Annotated in this window: 22 protein-coding genes; 10 read left to right on the top strand and 12 right to left on the bottom strand. The window is 63.8% G+C overall.

The features are described 5' to 3' along the window. Positions 1–84: 84 nt before the first annotated feature. Entirely contained in the window at positions 85–1,170 is a 1,086-nt protein-coding gene (locus ACX80B_RS05385) for an inositol-3-phosphate synthase (RefSeq protein ID WP_459293859.1), read from the bottom strand. A gap of 203 nt (positions 1,171–1,373) precedes the next feature. Between ACX80B_RS05385 and ACX80B_RS05380 the strand changes: the two genes are divergently transcribed. Genes ACX80B_RS05380 through ACX80B_RS05370 form a run of 3 tightly spaced genes read left to right on the top strand, consistent with a single transcriptional unit; the run spans position 1,374 to position 5,432 of the window. Continuing rightward, positions 1,374–2,894: a glycosyltransferase family 87 protein gene (locus tag ACX80B_RS05380; protein ID WP_459293857.1), complete on the top strand. Its 1,521-nt coding sequence runs from the start codon at positions 1,374–1,376 to the stop codon at positions 2,892–2,894. After that, on the top strand, positions 2,848–3,981 hold the full coding sequence (locus ACX80B_RS05375; protein ID WP_459293855.1) for a lipid II:glycine glycyltransferase FemX: 1,134 nt from the start codon (positions 2,848–2,850) through the stop codon (positions 3,979–3,981). Before ACX80B_RS05380 ends, ACX80B_RS05375 begins: the two co-directional genes overlap by 47 nt. Then, positions 3,978–5,432, top strand: a complete 1,455-nt coding sequence (locus tag ACX80B_RS05370; RefSeq protein ID WP_459293853.1) for a phytoene desaturase family protein — start codon at positions 3,978–3,980, stop codon at positions 5,430–5,432. The genes ACX80B_RS05375 and ACX80B_RS05370 overlap by 4 nt, the downstream gene beginning before the upstream one ends. Before the next feature lie 88 nt (positions 5,433–5,520). On the opposite strand, the gene ACX80B_RS05365 is transcribed toward ACX80B_RS05370, so the two are convergent. Continuing rightward, on the bottom strand, positions 5,521–7,245 hold the full coding sequence (locus ACX80B_RS05365) for an FMN-binding glutamate synthase family protein (protein ID WP_459293851.1): 1,725 nt from the start codon (positions 7,243–7,245) through the stop codon (positions 5,521–5,523). A gap of 176 nt (positions 7,246–7,421) precedes the next feature. Here ACX80B_RS05365 and ACX80B_RS05360 point away from each other — a divergent pair, with 176 nt between their 5' ends. Further along, positions 7,422–8,210, top strand: coding sequence for a response regulator transcription factor (locus tag ACX80B_RS05360; RefSeq protein ID WP_459293849.1), 789 nt, complete (start codon positions 7,422–7,424; stop codon positions 8,208–8,210). Positions 8,211–8,220: 10 nt separating this feature from the next. On the opposite strand, the gene ACX80B_RS05355 is transcribed toward ACX80B_RS05360, so the two are convergent. The 3 genes from ACX80B_RS05355 to ACX80B_RS05345 all read right to left on the bottom strand — a co-directional run bounded on the left by ACX80B_RS05355 (position 8,221) and on the right by ACX80B_RS05345 (position 10,704). Then, positions 8,221–8,598 carry an Hpt domain-containing protein gene (locus tag ACX80B_RS05355; RefSeq protein ID WP_459293847.1) on the bottom strand — a complete coding sequence of 126 codons (378 nt, stop codon included), beginning with the start codon at positions 8,596–8,598 and terminating at the stop codon, positions 8,221–8,223. A gap of 220 nt (positions 8,599–8,818) precedes the next feature. Beyond that, a complete protein-coding gene (locus tag ACX80B_RS05350) occupies positions 8,819–9,538 on the bottom strand; it encodes an ABC transporter ATP-binding protein (protein ID WP_459293845.1) in 720 nt (239 codons plus the stop codon). Between the two features lie 83 nt (positions 9,539–9,621). Beyond that, positions 9,622–10,704: an ABC transporter permease gene (locus tag ACX80B_RS05345; protein WP_459293843.1), complete on the bottom strand. Its 1,083-nt coding sequence runs from the start codon at positions 10,702–10,704 to the stop codon at positions 9,622–9,624. Between the two features lie 199 nt (positions 10,705–10,903). Between ACX80B_RS05345 and ACX80B_RS05340 the strand changes: the two genes are divergently transcribed. Continuing rightward, positions 10,904–12,268, top strand: a complete 1,365-nt coding sequence (locus ACX80B_RS05340) for a sensor histidine kinase (protein WP_459293841.1) — start codon at positions 10,904–10,906, stop codon at positions 12,266–12,268. Next, positions 12,261–12,905: a response regulator gene (locus ACX80B_RS05335; protein ID WP_459293839.1), complete on the top strand. Its 645-nt coding sequence runs from the start codon at positions 12,261–12,263 to the stop codon at positions 12,903–12,905. The genes ACX80B_RS05340 and ACX80B_RS05335 overlap by 8 nt, the downstream gene beginning before the upstream one ends. Before the next feature lie 157 nt (positions 12,906–13,062). Here ACX80B_RS05335 and ACX80B_RS05330 read toward each other — a convergent pair whose 3' ends face one another. Beyond that, positions 13,063–13,311: a hypothetical protein gene (locus ACX80B_RS05330; protein WP_459293837.1), complete on the bottom strand. Its 249-nt coding sequence runs from the start codon at positions 13,309–13,311 to the stop codon at positions 13,063–13,065. A 21-nt stretch (positions 13,312–13,332) separates the two neighbouring features. Here ACX80B_RS05330 and ACX80B_RS05325 point away from each other — a divergent pair, with 21 nt between their 5' ends. Continuing rightward, positions 13,333–15,015, top strand: a complete 1,683-nt coding sequence (locus tag ACX80B_RS05325; protein WP_459293835.1) for an ABC-F family ATP-binding cassette domain-containing protein — start codon at positions 13,333–13,335, stop codon at positions 15,013–15,015. Then, positions 15,012–16,232 (top strand): MFS transporter, encoded by a 1,221-nt coding sequence (locus ACX80B_RS05320; protein WP_459293833.1) that lies wholly within the window; start codon positions 15,012–15,014, stop codon positions 16,230–16,232. The genes ACX80B_RS05325 and ACX80B_RS05320 overlap by 4 nt, the downstream gene beginning before the upstream one ends. Before the next feature lie 61 nt (positions 16,233–16,293). On the opposite strand, the gene ACX80B_RS05315 is transcribed toward ACX80B_RS05320, so the two are convergent. The 3 genes from ACX80B_RS05315 to ACX80B_RS05305 form a co-directional block, all read right to left on the bottom strand. Then, positions 16,294–16,626: a type II toxin-antitoxin system PemK/MazF family toxin gene (locus ACX80B_RS05315; protein ID WP_459293831.1), complete on the bottom strand. Its 333-nt coding sequence runs from the start codon at positions 16,624–16,626 to the stop codon at positions 16,294–16,296. Beyond that, a complete protein-coding gene (locus ACX80B_RS05310) occupies positions 16,623–16,889 on the bottom strand; it encodes a hypothetical protein (RefSeq protein ID WP_459293829.1) in 267 nt (88 codons plus the stop codon). The genes ACX80B_RS05315 and ACX80B_RS05310 overlap by 4 nt, the downstream gene beginning before the upstream one ends. A 65-nt stretch (positions 16,890–16,954) precedes the next feature. Continuing rightward, a complete protein-coding gene (locus tag ACX80B_RS05305) occupies positions 16,955–18,313 on the bottom strand; it encodes an APC family permease (RefSeq protein ID WP_459293827.1) in 1,359 nt (452 codons plus the stop codon). 100 nt (positions 18,314–18,413) lie between these two features. On the opposite strand from ACX80B_RS05305, the gene ACX80B_RS05300 reads away from it, so the two are divergent. Then, on the top strand, positions 18,414–18,845 hold the full coding sequence (locus ACX80B_RS05300; protein ID WP_459293825.1) for an OsmC family protein: 432 nt from the start codon (positions 18,414–18,416) through the stop codon (positions 18,843–18,845). 34 nt (positions 18,846–18,879) lie between these two features. On the opposite strand, the gene ACX80B_RS05295 is transcribed toward ACX80B_RS05300, so the two are convergent. After that, the gene (locus tag ACX80B_RS05295; RefSeq protein ID WP_459293823.1) at positions 18,880–19,851 is read right to left on the bottom strand and encodes a ring-cleaving dioxygenase; all 972 of its coding nucleotides are present in this window, start codon (positions 19,849–19,851) and stop codon (positions 18,880–18,882) included. Positions 19,852–20,028: 177 nt separating this feature from the next. On the opposite strand from ACX80B_RS05295, the gene nhaA reads away from it, so the two are divergent. After that, positions 20,029–21,930 carry a Na+/H+ antiporter NhaA gene (gene nhaA / locus ACX80B_RS05290; RefSeq protein WP_459293821.1) on the top strand — a complete coding sequence of 634 codons (1,902 nt, stop codon included), beginning with the start codon at positions 20,029–20,031 and terminating at the stop codon, positions 21,928–21,930. 47 nt (positions 21,931–21,977) lie between these two features. Here the strand turns inward: nhaA and ACX80B_RS05285 are convergent, their stop codons facing one another. Beyond that, positions 21,978–22,475 (bottom strand): carboxymuconolactone decarboxylase family protein, encoded by a 498-nt coding sequence (locus ACX80B_RS05285; RefSeq protein WP_459293819.1) that lies wholly within the window; start codon positions 22,473–22,475, stop codon positions 21,978–21,980. A 107-nt stretch (positions 22,476–22,582) separates the two neighbouring features. After that, complete coding sequence (locus ACX80B_RS05280; protein ID WP_459293817.1) at positions 22,583–23,128, bottom strand: YceI family protein; 546 nt, start codon at positions 23,126–23,128, stop codon at positions 22,583–22,585. Positions 23,129–23,362 lie beyond the last annotated feature (234 nt).

Genomic DNA, 23,362 nt, shown 5'->3' with positions numbered 1-23,362 from the left:
GAGCAGGAGGTACTGATGTTCTGCCTCAGTCCTGATCCGAGCGAAGCCCGCGCTTCCCTGCGCGGGCTTCCGCCTTTAACGACGTCAGCGCTCCGCGTTGCCGGCAATGAAATCCTCGACCTTGGCGCGGGCGACGTCGTCCACGTACTGCTCCGGCGGCGACTTCATGAAGTAACTCGACGCTGACAGCAGCGGCCCGCCAATCCCGCGGTCCAGCGCGATCTTCGCCGCACGCACCGCATCTATGATGACTCCGGCCGAGTTCGGTGAATCCCACACCTCGAGCTTGTATTCCAGATTCACCGGCGCATCCCCGAAGTTCCGCCCCTCCAGACGGACGTAGGCCCATTTCCGGTCATCAAGCCATTGCACGTAATCGCTCGGTCCAATGTGGACGTTCCTGGTGCCGAGGTCCGCCGTCGTATTCGAGGTCACAGCCTGCGTCTTGGATACCTTTTTCGATTCCAGCCGGTCGCGCTCCAGCATGTTCTTGAAGTCCATGTTGCCGCCGACGTTCAACTGATACGTCCGGTCCAGCACCACACCACGGTCCTGGAAAAGCCGCGCCATGACCCGGTGCGTGATGGTCGCTCCGATCTGCGACTTGATGTCGTCGCCCACGATCGGGAGCCCCGCATCGGTGAATTTGTCCGCCCACTCCTTGGTTCCGGCGATGAAAACCGGCAGGGCGTTGACGAAACCGGCACCGGCGTCGATCGCGGCCTGGGCGTAGAACTTGGCCGCGTCCTCGGAACCCACGGGCAGATAGCAAACGACGACGTCGACGTTGGCCTCGCGCAGTGTGGCGGTAACATCGACCGGCTCGTCATCCGCTTCCTGAATGGTTTCCCGGTAATAGCGGCCGAGCCCATCCAATGTGGGACCGCGCTGGACCTGGACACCCGTGGCCGGCACGTCGGCGATCTTGATGGTGTTGTTCTCGCTCGCCCCAATTGCGTCGGCAAGGTCCAAGCCAACCTTCTTGGAGTCGACGTCGAAGGCCGCTACGAAGTTGACGTCGCTGACGTGGTATTTGCCGAATTCGACGTGCATAAGCCCCGGAATGCTGCTGTCAGGACTCGCATCCTGGTAATACTGAACGCCCTGCACCAGCGATGCGGCGCAATTACCGACACCGACAATCGCTACCCGAATCGGATTACTTCCCACGTGTGCTCCCTATTGTTTGTCATCCTGCTGATTATCCACAGGATATAGCCGGACGGGACCGGGCCGGTACGTTCCAGCCCACTCTTGGCAAGCGCAATCTGGGCAGGGACTGTATCTGCCCACTCGGCGCATGCCCATTCTGGGCTGGAGCAGCAGCCGCCGGGGCATCAACACCGGACACCAACGGCAGTACGCTGGATGTCATGCCAACTCCGGGAGCACGCGGCCGCCGGCGCATCCCCGCGCGCATTGTTGTGCCGTCCCGGAATGACCCGCTGCTGCGCCGGTTTACCGAGCTGATCGGCGGGCCATTGGGGCGCCGCACCGCTCCCGGAATTGTCGATCCGGGCTTTTTCACGATCGAGCGGGTGCTGGTCCTGCTGACCACCCTGGCCGCCGTCGTCGCCGTGCTGGCTAAATCGCCGTGCCGGGCCGAGGGATGGACCACTCCCGAGCATTTCTACCGGGCGTGCTACTCCGACTGGCCGGTGTTATTCCAGAGCAGGGGACTTGGCGACGGCGTTTTTCCGTACTTCAGCGCGGATGCCTTGTTCGAATATCCCGTGCTGCTGGGCCTGATCGCCGGAGTCACAGCGTGGTTGGTCCCGGGTAGTGAGGCCACGGCGGAGAGCGCGGTCGTTTACTTCGACATCAACGCCCTATTCATCGCCGGCGCGTGGATCGTGACCGTGCTGGCGACGGCGCGGATGTCCGGCCGCCGCCCCTGGGATGCGGCGATGGTGGCGGTCGCTCCCGGAATTATCCTGGCTGGAACCGTCAATTGGGACCTATGGGCCGTGATGCTGGCAGCCCTGGCCATGCTCGCCTTCGCCCGGAACCAGGTGGCGCTGGCCGGAGTGCTGATCGGCCTCGGCGCTGCCACCAAGCTCTATCCGTTGCTGATCTTCGGAGCAATCCTGGTGCTGGCCATCCGCACCGGCAAATACCGGCCGTTCTTCGTGTCCCTGGGAACGGCCGTGGCGGCGTGGCTGGCGGTGAACCTGCCCATCGCGCTGATCAACTTCGAGGGATGGAGCTACTTCTTCACGTTCAGCAGCGGCCGGCCGGCGGGTTTCTCATCCCCGTGGTTCGCCTATAACGTGATCGCCGAGCGGCTCGGGCTCCCCGCCCTGGAGGCCGGTGTCATCAACATTTCCGCCCTCGTGCTGTTCGCCCTGGCCTGTGCCGGCATTGCGGTCCTGGCGGTCACCGCCCCGCGTCGGCCGCGGATGGCACAACTGGTGTTCCTGATCGTGGCCGCATTCATCCTGACCAACAAGGTCTACTCGCCGCAGTTCGTCCTGTGGCTTGTTCCGCTGGTCGCGCTCGCCCATCCGCGCTGGCGGGACTTCCTGCTCTGGCAACTCGCCGAAGCGCTGCACTTTTGGGCGGTCTGGCTGTACCTGGCGAAGGACACCAGCGGGGGTGAGAGCCGCAACAATCTGGATGAGCCGTACTATGTGATGGCCATCATCGTGCACATGGTCGCCGTCGGCTATCTGATGGCCCAGGTGATCCACTCGATGTGGCGGCCGCAGGAGGATCCGGTGCGGCGGCGGGACGCGGACGATCCCCAGGGCGGGCCGTTCGACCAGGCGCCGGACCGGTTCAGTTGGCGGAACCCGTGGCGGTCTCCGGTACGCTTGGCAAAGCTGGAGACCACAGAAAGTAGTATGCATGGCCACCTCGACTCTGCTCACCGTCCAGAAGCTGACCGGAGCTGAATTCGAGCAACTCGTCGCGGAATATCCGGACGTCGTTGTGCCGATTGAACAGTCGCCGCACTGGCTTAAAACGGAGGCGCCGGGCCCTGCACGGAAGCCCTACGGACTTTTTGCTTATTACGACGACGACGGCGGGCTGGTAGCGACGGCGTCGCTGATGCTCTTCACGCGCAGGATCCGCCAGTCCCTCGTGGCGATTAATGGACCGGCCTGGTTTGCCGCCAGGACGCCGGAACTTGAGCAGCGGCTGGTCGCAACCATGAAGAACCACGCCGCCGAAGATCCGTCAGTCGATCCGCTCTATCTGCGCCTGCAGGTGGCCAATCCGGAAATCGGTGTGAGCGAGGCATTAGAGGCCGGCTGGTACGAACGGGAAATCGTCGTCGACCTGACGCCCACCGAGGACGAACTATTCGCCAGCTTCCGCGCGAACGCGCGCCAGTCCGTTCGCAAGGCGAACCGCGCCGGCGTCGAAATCCGCTTCATCGAACCCGCGGACCGGGAAGAGGTCTTCGCCCGCGACCTGTTTCCGATCCTGCAAGAGACCGCCGAACGGGATGATTTCGCGGCATTCGAGAGCGCCTATTACGAGCGCTTGCTGCGCGAACTGCCGAAAATGACCAGGCTGGCCGTTGCCTACCATGACGGAACCGCGGTGAGCTGGCTGATCACCACGGAATACCGGAACCATGCGGTCTACTGCTTCGCGGGAAGCTCGATGGCGGCACGCGGAGTGTTTGCCCCGTATCTGCTGTTGTGGGAAACGTTCAAGGTGCTCAAAGAGGCCGGAAACCACAGCTGCGGCATGACAGGCATCGTCAGCGCGAGATACCCCCAGCTGGCCAATGTCACGACCTTCAAGCGCAACTGGTCGAAGAACGAGGTGGACCTGCCTGTCACGTACGACATTCCGCTCCACCGGGCCAAATATGTCGCGCTAAGCATGTATCTCAAGGCGCGCCGCGAAGGGGTTCCGAAGGCGGTCAGCACGTTGAGATCACTCCGAACGGAAGCCCTGCCCAAGCTGCAATCTGCGGGTCTGTCTGTCCGGGCCCGTATATTCCGCAACAGGAATACGCAGCCGTGAGCACCGACGTAGTTGTTGTCGGGGCCGGACCCAATGGGCTCGCCGCCGCCGTGACGATGGCACGTGCCGGTCTGGCCGTGCGGGTCTATGAAACGGGGCACAGGGCGGGTGGCGGAGCCCGGACCGGGGAACTGATCCAGGCCGGGTACCTCCACGATGTCTGTTCGGCCGTGCACCCAATGGCCCTGGCCTCTCCGTTTTTCCGGAAGTTCGGGCTAACCGACCGGGTGGACTTTTCTGTTCCGGAAGTTTCTTTCGCGCATCCCTTGGCCGACGCCGGCGCGGGCATCGGGTACTTGGATCTGGACCGAACCGTCGAAGGACTCGGGTCGGATGGGCCGGCCTACCGGCGGCTGCTCGAACCGCTGGTGAACCGGATCCAAGGCGTCGTGGACCTGACGACGCATGAATTGCTCCGCATTCCCAAGGATCTGCCGGGCACCATCGCCTATGGGCTTCGCGCCCTGGAACAGGGAAGCCCGCTCTGGAACATGAGATTCCGCGGCGATGCCGCGCCGGCGATGCTCTCGGGGATGGCCGCCCATGTTGTCGGGCCACAACCGGCACCCGGTTCGGCCGGGGCGGGATTGTTGCTCGCGGCCTTGGCCCACACCGGCGGCTGGCCGATTCCCACCGGAGGATCGCAGGCCATCATCGATGCCATGGTGGCCGATCTGCAGGCGCATGGCGGCAAGGTCGTCACCGGGCATCGTGTTGAGTCATTGGCTGAGCTCGAACCGTCCCGTGCCGTTCTGTTGAATGTCACCGCATCCGCCCTGGAGCAGTTGGCCCCGGGCAAGTTGCCGGCCGGCTATGCTGCCGCGCTGCGGAAATTCAAGTTCGGCGATGCCGTCTCAAAGGTGGACTTCATCCTGTCCGGTCCGGTTCCATGGGCCAACCCGGATGTATGGCAGGCCGGCACCGTCCATCTCGGCGGCACCCGGCGGCAGATCGCCGCCTCCGAGGCGCAGGTCGCAGCCGGACAACACCCCGACAATCCTGTCGTCCTCGCCTCCCAACCCACCGGGTTCGACCGTTCGCGCCTGCCGTCCGGCTCGCACCGGCACATCCTGTGGACCTACACGCACGTCCCGTCGGGTTCCACCCGGGATATGACCAAGGCGATCACCGCTCAACTGGAGCGCTACGCCCCCGGCTTCACCGACGTCGTCGTTGATTCAAAGGCCACGACGGCGGTGGAAGCTGAGCAGTACAACGCGAACTACATCGGCGGGGATTTCAGCAGCGGCCGGATGACCATGAAGCAACTGCTGGCCAGGCCCGTATTGTCAACAAATCCTTGGAGGACGCCGCTCGACGGCGTATACCTGTGTTCGGCCTCAACGCCGCCCGGCCCGGCGGTGCACGGAATGTGCGGTTACCTTGCTGCCGGGCGGGCGCTGAAGGACGTCTTCGGTCTTCCCTCCCCGGAGCTCGGATTCGATTCCTGAGGATTGACGACCGCCGGGCTACGTTCCGCAGCCCGCCGGACTTAATCAGCCATAGCCGGACACCGGGCGGGAAGGTTTCGGCTTGCGTCTAGCGTCCGGGTTCGCCTTCGGGGCGGCCAACCTGGCCCGGCGGCTGGTGATTATCGCCGGGGATCCGCTCCTTGTCGTATTCGGCGCTGCCTTCGACGGCTTCCGCCTTTTCCTGTGTCTCCCGAGGCGCCTCCCTGGGCAACTCGCCGAAGTAGTCCGCGTTGGCCCATTCCCAGTCCTCAGCCCAGTTGTGGGGAGGATTGTTGAGTAATTCACCTGGTTCGACCCAGTTGTAGATTTTGGCGTAGGAACGTGTTTTCAGGTGGTCCACCCGACGTCGGAGCATCCGCGGCGAGAGCTGGTCCGGTGAGGTGCAGCCCATCGACGCCATGATCTGAACGCCCTCGTCGACCGTGAGTTTCTGGTAATTGAAAACCCGGTCACCCTTCTCTTCAACATTGAGAGCGCGGACCAGCCGCGGATCCTGTGTGGCGACGCCGACGGGGCATTCGTTCGTGTGACATTTCTGCGCCTGGATGCAGCCGGTGGCGATCATCATCGAGCGGGCACTGAGGGTGAAGTCGGCGCCCTCGATCAGCCGCTTCACGATGTCCGAACCGGAGGCGACCTTGCCTGCCGCGCCGATCCGGATCCGGTCGCGCAGCCCTACCCCCACTATGGCATTGTGCACGAGCATCAACCCCTCAGTCAGCGGCGTGCCAACATTGTCCTGATACTCCAGCGGAGCCGCGCCGGTCCCGCCCTCTGAACCGTCGACGACGATGAAGTCCGGTGTGATCTCCTCCTCCAGCATCGCCTTGCACATGGCGAGGACGTCCACCCTGGAGCCGACGCACAGCTTGAAGCCGACTGGTTTGCCATTGGAGAGTTCCCGCAACTGCTTAACGAAGCGCATCAACTCCCGCGGCGTCTTGAAAGCACTGTGGCTGGCAGGGGATACGCAATCCTCTCCCATCGGGACCCCGCGCGCCTCGGAGATTTCCGGGGTTACTTTGCCACCGGGAAGCACACCGCCGAGGCCGGGTTTGGCGCCCTGGGAGAGCTTGATGCTGACACCCTTGACCTCCGGGTAATTGGCCTTCTCGGTGAAGGTTCCGGGGTTGAAATGGCCGGATTCATCGCGCGTTCCGAAATAGCCGGAGCCGATTTCCCAAATCAGATCCGCCCCATGCTCGAGGTGGTATTTGGTCAGTCCACCTTCACCGGTCTCATGGGCAAAGCCGCCCAGCGCCGCCCCCTTGTTCATGGCCAGCACGGCGTTTTTCGACAACGAGCCAAAGCTCATCGAGGAGACGTTCATCAGCGACATATCGTACGGTTGCGTGCAATCCGGCCCGCCCAGACGGATCCGCGGCAGTTCCTTGGGAGGCGGGACCGGCGCTGTGGAGTGGATGAGGTATTCATAGCCCATCTGATTGACATCGCGCTCGGTTCCGAACGCCTTGTGGCTGTTCTCGCCCTTCGACCTGGCGTAGATGAGGGAACGTACATCGCGGTTAAACGGCTTGCCTTCAACGTTCCGTTCAATGAAGTACTGCTGGATTTCCGGACGGATGGATTCCAGCAGGTACCGCATATGGCCCAGGACGGGATAGTTGCGCAGGACGGAATGCTTGGTTTGGATGACATCCCAGACCCCGAGCACCATCAGGGCTACTACGACGGCGGCCAACACGTACCAGCCGGCGGAACCGAAAGCGGCGGCCACAATCGTGGCAAATCCAAGGACCCCAAGGACAACAAGAATGAGGAAGCGCGCCATACTGCGACTATAGTGCCGTGGCCCGATTTGGGAACCTGGGGTAATCGGGAGAACACGCTAGTAACTTACGTAACACGCCGCGGCCTTGTAGCCTAAGAAACTAACGATGGATCCTGGTGGGGATACTGATTGAATATGGATCCATAGGCCAGCTACTCGCAGCATAAGGGAAAAATATGAGCGGTCAGGGGACGGCGGTAGTCATTGAAGACGACGAAGATGTCCTGCACCTCGTCGAGATGCTGCTGAAGCAGTCCGGGTTCGAGGTGCATTCGGGACTTACGGGGTGCGAGGGCGTCGAATTAGTCCGCAGCGAGCGACCCGCCGTCGTGACTTTGGATGTTGGCCTCCCGGACATCGACGGTTACGAGGTTCTGCGGCGCATCCGCGAGTTCAGCGACTGCTACGTCATAATGCTGACGGCCCGTTCTGATGAGCCGGACATGCTGATGGCCTTGCAATCCGGGGCGGACGACTACCTGACCAAGCCCTTCCGGCCGCGTGAGTTGCGCGCCCGAATTGGTGCCATGCTCCGCCGGCCGCGCGCCAGGACAGATAAACACGTGGACATGATCAGTCCAAGTCCGAGCCCGACCGTAGAACTTGAGCCGGTCGTTGATGCTCCGCACGGATCGACGCTCAGCCATAACGGATTGGTTCTTCAAGAGGACACCCGCACTGCAAAACTCTTCGATACGGAGATTCGCCTTACCCGGAGCGAATACGATCTATTGGTCGAGTTGATGCGTGGTGGTGGTTCAGTGCGGACCAAGGCGGACCTGGTTAGAGCAGTGCGCGGGGAACAGTACCGAAACGGCGCCTATGTGAGTGAGGTGGACGAGCGGGCAGTCGAGGTCCATGTCGGAAATTTGCGGCGCAAGCTGGACGAGAATCCCCGTGATCCCCGTTGGCTGCTTACCGTCAGGGGAGTGGGATACCGCATGGCGCCGCCCCGGAGCCAGTAGTCGTACCTCTTTAGCTGGTGGGAAGGACGTAAGCGGACAGGAATTCTTCGATTGTTTGTTCTCCGCACGTTCTGATTCCCGGCAACAGGGCAGCCAAGGTCACATCGCCGTCGCGGATAAGGCGTTCGAGTCCGGCCGCCAGATGGGCAAGACGGGTGGCCCCGGCCATGCTGGAGGAAGCTTTGACGCTGAGGACCGCATCCATCCTTGCTTCCCGGTCGCCCAGTTCGACGGCCTGTGAAAGCCGCGTATACCTTTGGTCCCAGATTTTGATGAAGTCGCGGACAAACGACTGCGCAACGGAGGGGTCTCCCGCCTGTTGCTCGAGTTCGCGAAGCACCGCCAGATCAACCAAGGGCAACTGTTTGCGCAGCGGTGTGGGATCCATGGTCGGTCCTCCTGAATGCCCGGTGTGGAGGCCGTAGCCATACGGTCCGCCCCCGGATGAGGCGGTGCAGGAGAACGACATGTCCATAGGGTACTTTCCGGACATTGGAAAAACCTGCGGAAATGGCGACGTGCGTAAAGATTGCGGATTTCCTATCGGAAAACGGCGGTGGTTAATAACTGCGATGCAATAGCTGTGACGACGGCGGGGTTTCCGCCGGTTATGCCTCCACGAGTTCGGGCGCTGAGAGGCGGCCGTCACGCATGGTGGCAACTGTGTCGGTCAGCGCAACGAATTCCGTGTCGTGGGTGACCATCACCGTTGCGACGTGGAATTCGCGCGTGATTTGGCACAGCAGGCGGACGATCGAGTCGGAGCGGTCATGGTCCAGGGCCGCGGTCGGTTCGTCCACCAGCAGCACCGACGGGCTCCCCATCAGGGCGCGCGCGATGTTGACGCGCTGGCGCTGACCGCCGGAAAGTTGGTGCGGACGGCGGTTCGCGCTGGAGGTGAGGCCGACGACGTCGAGCATCTCAAGAGCGCGGGGTGCGGCTTCCTTGGCGGAAACACCGCGCAGATGTTCGGCGATGACCAGTTGTTCGACGGCGGTCAGCGACGGCAGGAGGTTAGGTTGCTGGAAGATGATGCCGATTTTGTCCCGGCGCAGTTCCGTCCGGTCCTTGTCCCGCAAAGCGTCGACGTCGACGCCGTCGATCATCACCAATCCGTTGCTGGGTGCTACCAGGGTCGCCGCGACGGCCAGCAGGCTGGACTTTCCCGAACCGGAGGGTCCGACCAGCGAGGTGACAGTTCCTGCGGCGGCCCTGAGGCTGACCTCGTCGAGCGCTTTGAGGGTCCCGGTATCGCCGTCGGGATATTCGAGGGTGACGTTGACGAGGTTGAGGGCTGAGGTGTTGCTGCCGGCAATGCTGGAGTTCATGGCGTTTCCTTTGTGGATAAGTGTTTCGATGGTGGAATGTCCCTGGTCGGGGGTTGGCAGGAAGCCGGCCGGACCGGTCAGGATCAGTTCCCGCCGAGGGCGATGAGCGGGTCGACCTTGATTACGCGCCGGACCGCAAGGGCAGATCCGGCCAATCCGAGCAGGACGATCCCGGCGACCGGCACCACGGTGGTGGCCGCCGTCGTCATAAATGGTGCGGCCTGAGCGGCGAAGAATCCGCCGGCCACACCGAGCGCTCCGCCGGTCGCCGCTCCGGCCAGCAGCACGATCGCGGCTTGGGTGATGGCGTCCTTGAGCACGTATCCATTGGAGGCGCCGAGGGCTTTCAGGACGGCGATGTCGCGGGTTCGCTGGACAGTCCAGACAGTCAGGAAGGCGACGATCACCAGCGCGGAAATGCCGTACAGGAATCCCTGCATCATGGTCAGCGAGCCGTTCTCGGAGCTGAACGAGCCGAGGGCGCTGAAGCTTCCGGTCCGGGTGGTGCTGACGGTGTCCGCAGCATCGTTGATAGCTGTCAGCGGGGCGGCGCCCGGGGTATCGCCGTCGTAGGTCGCGGCAATCACCGTGCCGATCACCTGCGGGTCGGAGACGTGGGCGAGCTGATGCCAGTCGGACAGGGCGGTCCAGACGACGGGGGTGTGGCTGTACCACTGGGTGTCGATGATCCCGGCAACTGTCAGTTTGGTGCCGCTGATCTCAACCGTGCCGCCGGTCGAAAGGTCAAGATCCTCGGCCACCTGGGCGCTGATGACGGCGCCGCCCGCCTCCAGTGCCGCGGGAGCCAGTTCGGCGTCTGGCTCGGCGCCGAAAACGGCGACATTGGTGGTGCCGCCGGACTGCAGCCGCGACTGGCTGATCCCCAGCGGTTCGGCATTCGACACGCCGTTGGCCTGCTGCCACTGGTCCACCTGCTCCGCCGTGATCTGCGATTCGGTGTAGGAAGCTTCCGGTTCGTTGCCTTGCGGCGCGCCGAAGGCGATGGTGGTGGCGTCCAGCTTTTCAATGCCCGACGTCGACTGGTTGGCCAGTCCCGCAGTGAGCCCGGAGAGCATCACCAGCAGCAGGCTGATCAGGGCGACGACCGATCCCATCAGGGCGAAGCGGCCCTTGGCGAAACGGATATCCCGTAGCGCTAAATACATTCCTTGTTCCTTCTTTCACGCACCGGAATTGGGCTGCGGTACGGATCCACGGCAGGTGTTTCCCTGTCTCTTCCACTCTCCGGCGAAAGCGGGGTTCGTACATCGGGAGGGTGGTTGATTGCCGGACGGAAGACGGATGAGTTCCCGATCAACCATTCGGTTGATGCCGGGCCGGTGCTGCCCGGCTACTGTGGAGGGCATGCGCGCCCAGAATGACGCCGGAACCGGAGCCGGACCACAGTCTGCGAGTGACGTCGTGCTGCAGGTTCTGCGTATCTCGCTCCATGTCGGCTTCGCCGTTCTGCTCGCGGTCGGCGTTGGCCGGGTCCTGCTGGGTGCACCCCAGGCGGTGAGCAGCTATGTTGCGTTGGCACTCGCGGTCGTACTGGCCGCCTTTTACCTGGCCGGGACGGTTGCGGAGAAGCAGGCGGCCGACGGCGGTCCGGTGCTGCTGCGACTGGATCCGGCGAAGTACGCGGTGGCGTGGCTTGCGGTGATAACCGGGCTGTGGCTGCTGCTGTTGGCCACCGATGCCGATTTCTCCTGGCTGGCGTTTCCGCTGTTCTTCCTGCACATCCACCTGCTCGGCACCCGGCACGCCATTTTCGCCGTCGGGATGATGACCGCCGCGGTGATCGCCGCGCAGTGGTATCACGCCGGTGAGCTGCACGTGGCGATGGTGCTCGGACCGGTTTTTGGTGCCGCTTTCGCGGTGGTGATGGCGATGGCCTACCAGTCTCTTTACGCCGAAGGGGTGAATCAGCGGCTCGCCCTGGATGAGCTCCGCCGGACCCGCGCCGAGCTCGCGCGGACCCAGCATGAAGCCGGTGTCTTGGCCGAGCGGGAACGACTGGCGCGCGAAATCCACGACACGCTGGCGCAAGGCCTGTCCAGTATCGTCCTTGTCTCCCGTGCCGCGGGTTCGGCGCTGGCTGCTGGCCAGACCGGGACGGCTCAGGAGAGGATCGGAACGGTGCAGTCGACCGCCGCGGAAAACCTTGCCGAGGCCAGGCGCTTTGTCCGCGGCCTGAGTTCCCCCGGGCTCGAGGGTGGGTCGCTGGTCCAGAGCCTGCGCCGGGTCTGCGAAGCCACCGAGCGCCAGGCCGTCGGGCGCGGGGAGCGGCTGGAGTGCCGGTTTGAGCTCGACGGCGATCCGGTCCCGCTGCCCGCGCCGTTCGAGGTGGCGCTGCTCCGCGCCGCCCAGTCGAGCCTGTCGAATGTTGCCCTGCACGCTCAGGCTGGCACCGCCGTCGTAACCCTGGGTTTTGTTGGTCCGGAAGTGACCTTGGACGTGTACGACGACGGCATTGGGTTCGATGCGCCGGTGGCCTTGGCGGCCACTCAGCCGCGGGAGGACGGGAGTGGCTACGGTCTGCTCTCGGTTCGTGAACGCGTGTCGGCGCTCGGCGGAACGTTGAGTATTGAGTCTGCTCCGGGCGAGGGGACCGTTCTGGCCGTCAAACTTCCGTTGCCGGACGGGGGTTCGATGGCAGAGCAGAGAGCTGGAGACAAGGGACCTGAACTGGTGGTTGATGAGGGTCCGGAGGTGAGAAACTTTGAGTGACATCCGGATCCTGTTGGTCGATGACCATCCGGTAGTGCGCGCCGGGCTGCGGGCTATGCTCACCGATTTCGAGGGCATCGCCGTTGCGGCGGAGGCGGCCGACGGTGCGGAGGCGCTTGAGTTCCTGCGGCGCTCGAGGACGCTGGGTGAGCCGGTCGACGTCGTACTCATGGACCTGCAGATGGGCGCCGGCATGGATGGCGTCACCGCGACCAGGGAAATCCGCGCCATGGAAGGTGCCCCGCCGGTGCTGATCCTGACCACCTATGACACCGACGCCGACATCCTCGCCGCGGTCGAGGCCGGAGCGAGCGGCTACATGCTCAAGGATGCGCCGCCGGAACAGATCCGCCAGGCCGTCCAGTCCGCGGCCGCCGGCCAGACCGCTCTCGCCCCGGAGGTGGCGGCCCGCCTGATGGGCAGGATCCAGAACCCGCAGCCGTCGTTGAGTACGCGGGAGATCCAGCTGCTTGAACTGCTTGCGACGGGGATGTCCAACCGGGCGATGGCCAAGGAGTTGTTCATCAGCGAGGCAACGGTGAAAACGCATCTGGTGCACATTTACGGCAAACTCGGCGTGGACAACCGCACCGCCGCGATTTCCGTCGCGCGGCAACGCCGGATCATCCGGAACTGAACCGGCTCAACCGCCAGGCTTCGGCACCGGCTCAACCGCCAGGCTTCGGCACCGGCTCAACCGCCAGGCTCCGGCACCGGCTCAACCGCCAGGCTCCGGCACCGGCTCAACCGCCAGGCTCCGGCACCGGCTCAACCGCCAGGCTCCAGCACCGGGCTCAGCCGCCAAGCTCCAGCGCCAACCGTTGCCGGCCAACCTGACCCGCACGGCCGACGTTCAGCCCACTTTCCAGGCCTGAATTGTGGGACAGAACCGTCTGGGCCCACTTTTTAACGCCCAATAATGGGCTGAACGACAGGCTGGAGCCACTACCCTGTCCGTCGGAGTGGCTGGAGCGCACCATTCTGTCTGCCGTGGTGGCCGGGCGCAGCGCACCACCCTGTGCATCCGAAATGGCAACCGGCACGGCGGGTGGCAGACTAGACCCGTGGGCCATATCGACGTCGCAAACATTGACTACTTCCTGCCGGATGGACGGCAGCTGCTCAACGCTGTCTCGTTCCGGGTCGGTGATGGCGCCAAAACCGCGCTGATCGGCCCGAACGGTACGGGCAAAACCACCCTGCTGAGCATCATCGCCGGCGACCTCAAGGCGGACGACGGCGCCATCACCCGGTCCGGCCACCTCGGCGTGATGCGCCAGTTCATTGGGCAGGTCCGGGACGAATCCACCGTCCGCGACCTCCTGGTCTCGGTTGCCCCCGACGCCGTGGCCGACGCGGCCAAGGCGGTGGATGCCGCCGAGCTCGCCATGATGGAGACCGACGACGAACCGACCCAGATGCGCTACGCCCAGGCGCTCGCCGATTGGGGCGATGCCGGCGGGTACGACATGGAAACAACCTGGGATGAAGTGACCATGGCGGCGCTGGGAATACCTTTCGACCGGGCGCAGTGGCGGAAGGTCACCACCATGAGCGGCGGCGAGCAGAAACGGCTGGTGCTCGAGGCGCTCTTCGCCGGCCCGGACGAGACCCTGCTGCTGGACGAGCCCGATAACTACCTGGACGTTCCCGGAAAACGCTGGCTCGAGGGCAAGCTCCATACCTCGGACAAGTCCGTGCTCTTCGTCAGCCACGACCGCGAACTCCTCGCCAACGCGGCGACGCGGATCGTCACCCTGGAGCCCGGTGCGCTCGGTGCCTCCTCCTGGGTCCACGGCGCCGGCTTCCGCACCTATTACCAGGCCCGCGATGACCGCAATTCCCGGTTCGAGGAGCTACGCCGCCGCTGGGACGAAGAACACGTCAAGCTCAAGCAACTGGTCGACATGTACAAAAACAAGGCCGCGTTCCGTTCCGACATGGCCTCCCGGTACCACGCCGCCCAGACCCGGCTGGCGAAGTTCGAGGCCGCCGGACCGCCCGAGGCGATTCCGATGCAGCAAAACGTGAAGATGCGGCTCAAGGGCGGCCGGACCGGCAAGCGCGCCATCGTGGCGGCCAAGCTTGAGCTCACCGGATTGATGAAGCCGTTCAGCACGGAGATCTGGTTCGGCGACCGGATCGGGGTGCTCGGCTCAAACGGCTCGGGCAAGTCGCACTTCCTCCGTCTGCTTGCTGCCGGCGGTTCCGACCCGGACCTTGAGCATGAGCCAGTGTCCGACGTCGTTATTGAGCCGGTGCCGCACGAGGGCAAGGTGAAACTTGGGGCCCGCATCCGTCCCGGCTTCTTCGCCCAGACCCATGTCCGGCCCGATCTGCTCGGCCGGACACTATTGGATGTGCTGCACCGCGGCGACGAACACCGGGCCGGACGTGCCCGCGAAGCCGCTGCCGGGGCGCTCGACCGCTACGGTTTGGCCGCGCAGTCGGAGCAGGAATACGATTCACTTTCCGGCGGCCAGCAGGCACGGTTCCAGATTCTGCTGCTCGAGCTGTCCGGGGCGACGCTGCTGCTGCTCGATGAGCCGACTGACAACCTCGACCTGCATTCCGCCGAAGCACTGGAGAAGGCGATCGATTCCTTTGAAGGCACCGTTCTGGCCGTTACCCACGACCGGTGGTTCGCCCATGGGTTCGACCGCTTCCTGGTCTTCGGCGCCGACGGCCGGGTATACGAATCCGACGAACCGGTCTGGGATGAGAAGCGGGTGGAACGCAGCCGATGAGTAGCGCTCCTTCCCGTGGAGGTACGTTGAAGGCCGCAACGATCGCCACCGTACTGGTCTTCGGCCTGAACGGATTCGTCTTCGCAACCTGGGTGGCCCGCATCCCGTCCGTGGCCAGCACGCTGGATCTGGATAACTCGCAAATGGGCGGGCTCCTCCTGCTGGTGGCCATCGGTTCCATGCTGGCGTTGCCACTGGCCGGTTTCGTCACGGGCAAGGTTGGCACTGCTAATGCCGTGCGGACCGGAGGGCTGATTTGCGCCGTCGGAGCTGCATTAATTGCGACGGCGCTGCTCACCGTCTCCGTGCCGTTGACCGGTGCCGGGTTGTTTCTGTTCGGTACCGGCGTCGCCCTGTGGGATGTCTCGATGAACATCGAGGGCGCCGACGTCGAACGCCGACGGCGGCAAACCATCATGCCGCAGTTCCATGCAGCCTTCAGCGGCGGCGCCTTTGTGGGCGCCCTGCTCGGCGCCGGTCTGGCGTTCCTGGGCGTCGGACTGCCGTTCCACCTGCTGGTGGTCGCGGCCTGCAGTGCGCTGATCGCGCTGCTGCTGCCGAAGTACTTCCTGCCGGCCGCGCCAGCAACGCCTAAGGAACACGAACCGGAGGCCAAGACCCGGATGTTCGCCTGGAGGGAGCCGCGGACGCTGATGCTGGGGCTTGTCGTCCTGGGCGCCGCCTTGACCGAAGGCGCCGCGAACGACTGGATCGCCAAGGCGACCGTGGATGGATTGGACGCCTCGCCGGCAACAGGCTCCATCATGTTCGCAGTCTTTGTTGGAGCGATGACCGCATTCCGGTTCTTCGGCGGCCGGTTCATTGACCGGTATGGCCGTGTTCCAGTGCTGCGGATCAGCCTGGCATCGGCACTGGTCGGACTGCTGATCTTCGTGTTCGGCCCCAACGTCTGGATCGCCGGCTTCGGTGCAGTCCTCTGGGGCGCCGGTGCTGCCCTCGGGTTCCCGATGGGCATGTCTGCCGCCGCCGACGAACCGGAACGGGCGGCCGCCCGCGTCGCCGTCGTCTCCACCGTCGGCTACACGGCTTTCCTCGCCGGACCGCCGCTGCTGGGCTTCCTGGGCGACCAGATTGGAATCCGCAATGCCCTGCTCGCGGTAGGCGTGGCGGTTTTGGCCTCGCTGCTGACCGTCAACGCCGCCCGGGAGCGGGAGCACAGCCACCATGCGTCCGTCGTCGAAACCGGGAAGGGCTAGGCCACCAAGTCCGTATCTACGGCGTCGGGCTCGGCGCCCGGACCGGATCGGGCGCGGCGGGTTACAGCGCCAACAGGCGCCGGAGAATGAGATCAACCTGGGCCAATACAGACTCTTCCGCGTGCCCAAAATGATGGTCGAGCCTGAGCGGTGAAGTAGAGCGGATGTCCTCGCATTTGATGTAGCTGGTCGCCTTTAGCCCTGAAAGTCCTGGCTCGATCTCCACATGGGTGGCACGATGTCTCTGTGAACGAGTCAAGGGGAGGACCGCAAGCACCGGCGGGTTCGAGGCAATCCACGGGGGAGCACTCACTATGAGGACTGGACGACGAAGTCCTTGTTCATGGCCGATGGGCTCACCCAAATCCGCAAAGTAAATGTCGCCTCGGTTCACCAAGCGTTTTCTTTCGTGACTTGCGTATCTATGGGATCCGTCAGGTCGTCCACGCCCGCATGGTTGGATTCATACCCGGCCCTTTCGCCAGCTGAAAGAGCTGCATGTTCGGATCGGACCCTTGACCAGAAGTCCCTCTCTTCAGATTCGTCAAGAGCGCGGGAGATTACGGCTGCGAGTGTGGCATGTTCGCGGCGGGCACGTTCCGCGAGCCGGTCCCGCAGGGGTCGTGGCACCTTGATGGAGGTATGCTGCGTCGGCATACCTGTAAGTATACCCGTGCGCGGACCGCTGCTGTGCCGACAGACGGTGCGCGGTGCCCGCTAGGTCAGACCGGATTTTTGCGCCGGTCCAACATCGCCACAGCCACGCCGAGGATGAACCAAACCAGTCCGATCAGCAGCGCCAGTTGGCTGGCCGAAATCAGTACCAGCAGCAACAGCACCGCACCCGCGGCGGGAATCACGCCATGGGAGAACCAACGCCCCGGCACCGAGGCCTTGCCCTTGACCAGGTAGTAGCCGATGACCGAGATATGCAGCAGGATAAAAGCCGACAGAGCACCGACATTGACAATCGAACTGAGGGTGTCGAGGCCATTGGCCTGTGTTGCCGCCCATACCGCTACGATCACGTTCCCACCGGCGGTGAGCAGGATGCTCCGCGTGGGGACACCGGTCCGTGCTGAAATTCGGGCGAAAGCGTGCGGCAACCGGCGCTCGCGGGCCATGTCCATAATGATGCGGCTTCCCGCCCCCTGCCCGACCATCGCCGCGAACGCAGCACCGGCGGCCTTCGACAACGCGAGCAACCACTGGAGCCAGGTTCCAATGCTGTCCTCGACTGCCGTGTAGTACGCGGCACCTTGGAGCTCCGGGTTGGCTTGCAACTCGTCCGGGGTTTGGGTGGATAAGAGCGACCCCACATAGGTTTGGGCGATGAACAACAGCCCGGCGACGACGAGGCAGATCAAGGTCGCCCGGCCAACCATCCGGACGTTGCCCTTGGTCTCCTCCGCGAATGTGGCCAACGAATCGAAGCCGAGGTACGACAACACCGCGATCGATACCGCGGCCATCACTGCGACGATCGAGAATCCGTCCACTCCGGTAAAGGGGCTCAGCCACGGCCGCGTCGGCCCCTGGGTCGCGAGCACGTATGCGCCGAAAATCAGGACGAGAACCAGGACAAGCACTTCAAGCAGCACGACGGCGGTAATCACCCGCGAAGCGACCCGGATTCCGGCCAGATTCAGAACGGTGGTACCGACCACGGCGGCGGCGACGAAGACCCATACGGGGATGGTCGGAAACAGGGAGTTCAGGGCGATCCCGGCGAACAGGTACGCGACAGAGGGAATCAGCAGGTAGTCGAGCAGGATCATCCATCCGGACACGTACCCGGCACGCCGGCCGATCCCGGCACTGGCATAGGCAAAGACCGATCCAGCCCGTGGAACTTCGCGCGACATCCGCATATAGCTGGACGCCGTGAACGCCATCACCAGTGTGGCAATGACGTAAACGGTGGCGACCGCGCCGCCCGACTCGGCGTCCAACGTTCCATAGATCCCCACGGCCGCCGCCGGACCAATGAAGACGAGCCCGAAAAACACGAGCTGCCCCAGCGAGATGCTCCGCTTTAGCTGGCCCTGGGTATGCGGTGCGGCGTTTTCCTGGACGTTCATGCCAATCATTGTCCCGCAGAACTGCCGCCCTCTGCCGGGAACGCGGAACAGAAATCAATGCCGCGGACCGAAGATGTAATGCCGGTGGCATGATGGGCTCATGAGCGAAAATCCAGATTCCACACTGCGTTCCGTCGAGCTGTCCCGCGTCGCCACCGGCCACTACCGCGCGCGCAACGCTGCAGGTGCTGAGCTCGAATTCGGCCAAGGCGAAGGCCTGCTGACTCCCGTCGAACTTCTTCTGGCGGCAATCGCTGGCTGCTCGTCGATCGATGTGGATACGGCAACGTCGCGCAGTTCGGAACCGACTGACTTTCGGGTCGGTGCAACTGCGCAGAAGGTCGTCGAGGACGGCGCGAACCGGATGGAGGACATCAACCTATCCTTCAACCTGAAGTTCCCCGACGACGACGGCGGGCGCAAGGCTGCCAGCATGGTTGAGCGGTTGGTTGCGCTCTCGCACGACAAATACTGCACCGTCTCCCGGACTGTTGAACGGGGCACGGCGGTGAGCTACGACGTCGGGGGCTAACAGCAGCCGTTGACTTTAGCTGACTTCTTAGCCACTATTCTTTCTCCTGCTGCCCGGGCCTATCCGGCGGTACCCTCAGCGGGGGCAACGCGGCCTGGATTTGTTCGCGGCTCGGTTCCAACCATGGCGGGAGCTTCAGGCTGCGTCCCAACTCCAGCAGTGGCTCATCGACGGTGAAACCGGGCTGGTCGGTGGCGATCTCCAGCAGCACGCCCCCGGGTTCGCGGAAGTAGATGGAGCTGAAGTACTGTCGGTCGATGATCTCGGTTACCCGGGCGCCGGCGTCGACAAGTTGTTCCCGCCAACGCGCCTGGGTCTGTTGGTCCGGGGCCCGCATCGCGAAGTGGTGGACGGTGCCTCCGCCCTGCATACCCACCTCGGATTTTCCGGGCGTCACGTCCACCATGGCGCCGGTACCTCCGCCGGCCATCGCGAACCTGACCCTGTCATTGTTCTCCCCGCTGACGGTCATGCCCAGCAATCCGGCGAGCATTCCGGCGGTAGGATCCAGCGCCCGTTCGGACATGGTCACCGCGTGCAACCCGCGTACCGCATGTTCCATGGGCACACCCGCCGCACCGTCCCACCCGGAACGGTTCTCTCCAGGGGAGGCGACAAGGTCGATGAGCATCCCGTCCGGGTCGTGGAAAGACAGCACGTCTTCGCCATCCCGGCTCACGGGCTCCTCCGCATCGACATCCAGCTCGTGGAGGCGCTGCTGCCACCAACCCAAGGATTCAGCCGGGATGCTGAACGCGGTCGCCGTGACCAGTCCTGCTCCTTGCCGGCCGCCAAGAACCTTGGGCCAAGGAAAAAACGTCAGCAGCGTCGATGGGTGTCCCGCTTCGTCGCCGTAATAGAGGTGATAGCTGCCAGGGTCGTCAAAGTTGACGGTCTGCTTCACCAGGCGAAGCCCGAGGACCCTGGTATAGAAGTCGACATTGCGTTGCGGGTCAGTGGCGATCGCGGTGACATGATGCAGGCCGTGTGGAGCGATATCAGTCATGACACTTTCAGCCTTCCTTTGGACCCGGCGTGGCCGTGACAAGGAGTTTCGTCCTTACGGTACGCCCAGTGGCGTCCCCTTGTCACGGGTCATCAGTGTCAAGAAGCGGATACGGTTTCACGGAACGGGATTGCCCCACTGTGGCTGGGTACGCCTCCCCTGACCTAATCTGAGGACGTGACCACAAAGCGCACGCGGACCAAGGAACAGACCAGCCGCCGCCAACTGTCGGGACAGCTCTCCGGGCCTCTGCGCCGGTTCCTGGCCACGGAATCCGGCAGCGCGGTGTTGCTGGTGGCCGCGACCGTCCTTGCCCTGTTGTGGGCCAACTCGCCATGGTCGGGTACGTATGAGGCCCTTTGGGACACCGGCGCCTCGGTGGGAATCGGTGAAGTCGGGCTTGAGATGGATCTGGGTCACTGGATCAACGATGGCCTGATGGCCGTGTTCTTCTTCGTCATCGGCATGGAAGTACGCCGGGACCTCGCGGTCGGGGAACTTACCGATCGCCGCCGCGTGATCTTGCCGGTTTTCGCCGGAATCGGCGGGCTGGTGGTCCCCGCACTCCTGTACCTGCTGATCGCTCCGGGAGGAGAATCAGCCCAGGGCTGGGGGATCGTGATCGGCACGGACACGGCTTTTCTGCTCGGCACGCTGGCGTTGGTTGGTCCCGCCATTTCGACACAGCTGCGGGTCTTCCTTCTGACCCTGACTGTCCTCGACGACATCGTCGCCGTGACGGTCATCGGTGCCGTGTACTCGGATGCGATCGACGTCGTCGCGCTGCTCATTGCTGTGGCTGCCACCATCGTGCTGGCCGCACTCGGGCGGATCGGCGTGTGGCGCACCTGGCCGTACGCGTTGATCACAATCACCATTTGGACAGCGACGGTCTACTCCGGCCTGCACGCCTCGATCGCCGGCATGATCGCAGGCCTGCTCATTCCGGCCTTCGCTCCGGGAAGGGATGCAGTTGAAGGGGCAGCTACCCGGTTTCACGCCTTCCGCCAATCGCCGATGGCAGAGGTAGGACGCTCGGCCAAGGACGCGCTCGTGCGGGCGGTGCCGGTGAACGAGCGGATGCAGCTGGTGCTGCACCCGTGGGTCAGCTATGTGATTGTGCCGGTCTTTGCACTGGCGAACGCCGGGGTCGATCTGCGCGGCGGGCTGCTCGCCGAGGCTTTGGCCTCTCCCGTTACGTGGGCCGTGGTCATCGGGTTGGTGGCTGGCAAGTTCCTGGGCATCGGGAGCTTCGCTCTGGCTGGTGCAAGATTTGGATTGGGCCGGCTCCCGCAGGGAGTGGGTCCGGGCCAGGTGCTCGGCGGCGCCGCATTATCCGGAATCGGCTTCACGGTCTCGCTGCTCATCATTAGTCTCGCTTTTGAAACGCCGGAACTGCAGGACAAGGCGACCGTTGGCGTCCTGATCGCCCTCATCATTTCCGCGGGACTGGGTTGGTTGGTGTTCCGGTTGGCCGCCATCCTGCTGGGGGAGACGTCTGCCGGCCTGCCAACCCTCCTCTCACGCCCCATCGACCCGGAGCGGGATCACATTCGCGGCCCAGTTTCCGCACCGTTGACCCTGGTCGAGTATGCGGATTTCGAATGTCCCTTCTGTGCGCGCGCCACTGGCATGGCCAAGGAAATCCGGGAACATTTCGGGGAGGATCTGCGGTACATCATCCGCCACTTGCCGTTGCCCGATGTGCACCCGTATGCCGAGCTTGCCGCTTCCGCCGCCGAGGCAGCTGCCGCGCAGGGACGGTTCTGGGAAATGCACGACCTGCTCTTCGCCCATCATGATCAACTAGAGTTCGAGGATTTGGCCGGGTACGCCGGGCGCCTGGGTCTCGACGTCGAACAGTTTCTCCGCGATGTCGACGAGCAGCGCCATGGCGCACATATTAGGGAAGACGTGGCCGACGCCGAGGCAAGCGGCGCGAGGAGTACCCCGACTTTCTTTATTGGAACCGAGCGTCATGTCGGCCCTTACGACGCCCGGAGTCTCATCGCCGGGCTGGAGGCCTCGCGGCCCAGTGGGACCCGGGAAGGACAGGCGGGCGGAACGACTCTTCCTTGAACGAACGTTCAGGGCGTGCTTGGCCAGTGTTCCCTGCTTCCTGGGGACTACTCCTGGTTGTCGGTCTTAGCCGCCGGTCCCGAAGGACTGGGACGGACGGGATGGCGGCTAAGGATGGAGACCCGGTTGAAGGCGTTCATGGCGATTGCCGCCCACTGAAGTGCTGAATATTGGGCATCGCTCAGTACTGTCCGCGCGGCGGCCACTTCGTCAAACAGGTTCCCGCGCACGGGAAGTTCCGTGACTGCTTCGCCCACCGCCAGTGCGGCCCGCTCGGTCTCGGTAAACACTGCAGCCGCCTCCTGCCAGGCGGGCAGGACGGCCAGTTGCTGTTCGCTGCTCCCGGCTTCGCGGGCGCGCCGGACATGCATATCCAGGCAGAAGGCACAGCCGTTCAGCTGCGAGATGCGCACGTTGACCAATTCCATAACCGATTTGGACAGCCCGGCGTTCTCTGCGGCGTCGGCGACCTTTAGCGCCAGTCCGTTCAGCGCCCGCCAACTGGCGGGGTCGGATTTGTCCAGGAAGAAATTACCGCCCGACATGTCGCTCCTTGCAATCTACGGCCGGGGCAAGGGAGCGCGCCACGTCCGTGGACGCGCCCCTGCCCTTGCTTGTGGTTACCTCGACTGGCACCACTGTGCCAGTCCAATTAGTTGCTGGGAAGCACGAAGGCCGAGTCGACCGTGATGGTGACCTTGTCGCCCACGAGTACGCCGCCGGCTTCGAGGGCCGCGTTCCAGGTAATACCGAACTCTTTGCGGGAGATCTGGGTGGAGGCGGAGAATCCGGCGCGCGTTGCACCGAACGGGTCAACGGCCACTCCACCGAACTCGACGTCGAACGTGACCGGCTTGGTGGTTTCCTTGATGGTCAGGTCGCCGCTGACACGGAAGTCTTCCGGAGTGCCGTCGACCTCGGTTGCCTTGAAGGTCATGTGAGGGAACTGCTCGACGTCGAAGAAATCCGCACCCTTGACGTGGGCGTCGCGGTTGTTGTCATTCGAGTCGAAGGACGCGGTCTTCACCGTGGCCTCCACCGAAGATGACTCCACCGACTCGCCGACCACCAAGGTGGCGTCTGCCTGGGTGAACTGGCCGCGGACCTTGCTGATGCCGGCGTGGCGGACAGAGAATCCTACTTCGGTATGTGCCTGGTCGAGGGCCCAAGTGCCGGGGGTGAGTTCAATCGTGGTCATGGAATACTCCTAATTCAATCAATGGGACCGGCAGGTTGCCCCTGCACGGCTGATGTATATGCAAATGCATCTACCTCTTAAAATATTCCCGCGGGTCCAAATTTCGTGCCGATGATTTTTCGGGTGCTGTCCCGTCTGTGTTTCGACAGCATCCGCTCACGGATCATCCCAAACAAGGAAATCACCATGGACAGAAGTAAGCGCGGCAATTTCCACAGATCTATAGCGCCTCAT

It is taken from the genome of Arthrobacter monumenti, assembly GCF_054511255.1.
This window is presented reverse-complemented; position numbering and strand designations above follow the sequence as displayed.